The organism is Streptacidiphilus monticola, from assembly GCF_042658505.1.
In the GTDB taxonomy this organism is placed as follows: domain Bacteria; phylum Actinomycetota; class Actinomycetes; order Streptomycetales; family Streptomycetaceae; genus Streptacidiphilus; species Streptacidiphilus monticola.
This window is the reverse complement of record NZ_JBHSQJ010000231.1, coordinates 1-1,725: the sequence shown is the minus strand read 5'-3', so window position 1 is coordinate 1,725 and position 1,725 is coordinate 1. Positions and strand designations below refer to the sequence as shown.

1 protein-coding gene and 1 pseudogene are annotated in these 1,725 nt (G+C 73.5%); both read left to right on the top strand.

Annotation, left to right across the window (positions count from 1 at the left end):
- Positions 1-102: 102 nt before the first annotated feature.
- Complete coding sequence (locus ACFP3V_RS31520) at positions 103-561, top strand: C40 family peptidase (protein WP_380591173.1); 459 nt, start codon at positions 103-105, stop codon at positions 559-561.
- 528 nt (positions 562-1,089) lie between these two features.
- A pseudogene (locus ACFP3V_RS31515) lies at positions 1,090-1,725 on the top strand (hypothetical protein); the annotation flags it as partial.

Genomic DNA, 1,725 nt, shown 5'->3' with positions numbered 1-1,725 from the left:
GCCGCGGCAAGGGCGCGGGCAGCGTCGGGCGCAGCCGTCCCCTCCACGGCCGGGAGCCGACCCGGGTGACAACCGACATCGAGTAGCCACGGGAGTGCCTTCATGAAGAGGACCATCGCCGGACTCGCGCTCGCGGTGTCCTTACCGATCGCCCAGGTCGCCTTCCCGGCCGGCGCCGTCGCGCGCCCCGCGCACACCGTGCACTCGCCCGGGGCGCGGATCATCGCCATGGGCGCGCGCTACCGGGGAGTGCCGTTCGTGTGGGGAGGCAACCACCCCCGCACCGGGTTCGACTGCTCGGGCTTCACCAAGTACGTGTTCGCCAGGCTCCACGTCCGCATCCCGCGGACTGCCGCGGCCCAGTTCCGCGCCGCGCACCACACCCGCCACCCCAAGCCCGGCGACCTGTTCTTCGTGCACGACGCGAGCGGCCACGTCTACCACGTCGGGATCTACGTCAACCGGCACACCTGGCTGGAAGCCGAGCATCCCGGAAAGGGCGTGGGCTTCTACCGGCCGTGGACCCGCCACGTCTGGTACGGCTTCTTTCACGTGAAGTAGGCCGCCCCTCCGCGAAGTGCCCCTCCTCGGGGCCGCTTCGGGACGGAAACGGCCCATCGTGCCGTCCACGGCCGTCGATCGCCGGGGACGGCGCGCACCGATGTCGAGGTCGTCCGGCGTCCGGGTGCCGACGACGGCGCGGGCACCTTCACGGCCGTCGCCTCGGCGCCTCAGCGCGTCGAGCCGTACGAGGCCCCCGGCTGCACCGGCCCGGACGGACGGTCACCGGCGGGCGCGGCCTGCTTCCGGGCGGGACGGCGCCGGCGGAACTCGCCGAACGGTCCCGGTCAGGAGCGAGGCATCGTCCGTCGCTGACGCATACTCAGCGGCCCTGCGTGCCAACCGAAGCATGCCGCCTGCCGTCGTCGGACCGCCGGGACAGGGACGGCTGCGAGCGGCATCACGCGCCGAGCATGGACATGCGGGGGTGGAAGCACGTCGGCAAAGCCCGCGTAGCGGGCGCGTAACAACCCTGGTGTTGTGTGCCTTTCGGGACGAAACCAGCAGACAGGGGCGGATGTGAGGGCCATGGCGGGGCTGACGGAACTTCCCCGGGAGATGCAGCACTTCGCGCAGTACCTCAACGCGGCGGTCGTGCCGGCCGTCGACCGGGACGGCACCTGGTTCCGCGAGTTCCGGCGGCACGACGAGGAGGGGATGCGCGCCTGCCTGGAGGGCCGGGAGGTGCCGCCGTGGGACGTGGTCGCGTCCCTGCTCGAGGATCTCGCCGCCGTCCATGGCCCGGATGCCGCCCGCCGCGAGCACGTCCGCGCCCGCCTGCTGTACGACGCCTCCGTCCGGGCCCACGACCGCGCCCCGGGCGCACACCCCCTGCTCACCGAACGGCTGCGGCTGCTGCGCTGGGAGCAGCAGCAGGCCGCGCAACGCCTGCGGCAGATACACGAGTTCCAGGCCGCGAGCGCCGACCCGGCCGAACGGCGGGCCGTCGAGAGCGAACTGGCCTGGGCCCAGGACTACTACGCTCGGATCTCCAGCCGGATCACCGAACTGCGCCGCAGAGTGGCCGAGTTGGAGCAGCGCGCGGCGACCCTGTCCGACCGGGCGTCCGCGCGGCCGTGGGATCCCTGGGTAGCGCCCCCTGCGCGGGCCACGACCGAAACCCCGCCCGCCCAGCAGCACGCCGCCACGCCCGCCGCCCCGACG

Excerpts from the sequence above, each read along its gene's own strand:
- ACFP3V_RS31520 (WP_380591173.1), top strand. The coding sequence starts at position 103 with ATGAAGAGGACCATCGCCGGACTCGCGCTCGCGGTGTCCTTACCGATC.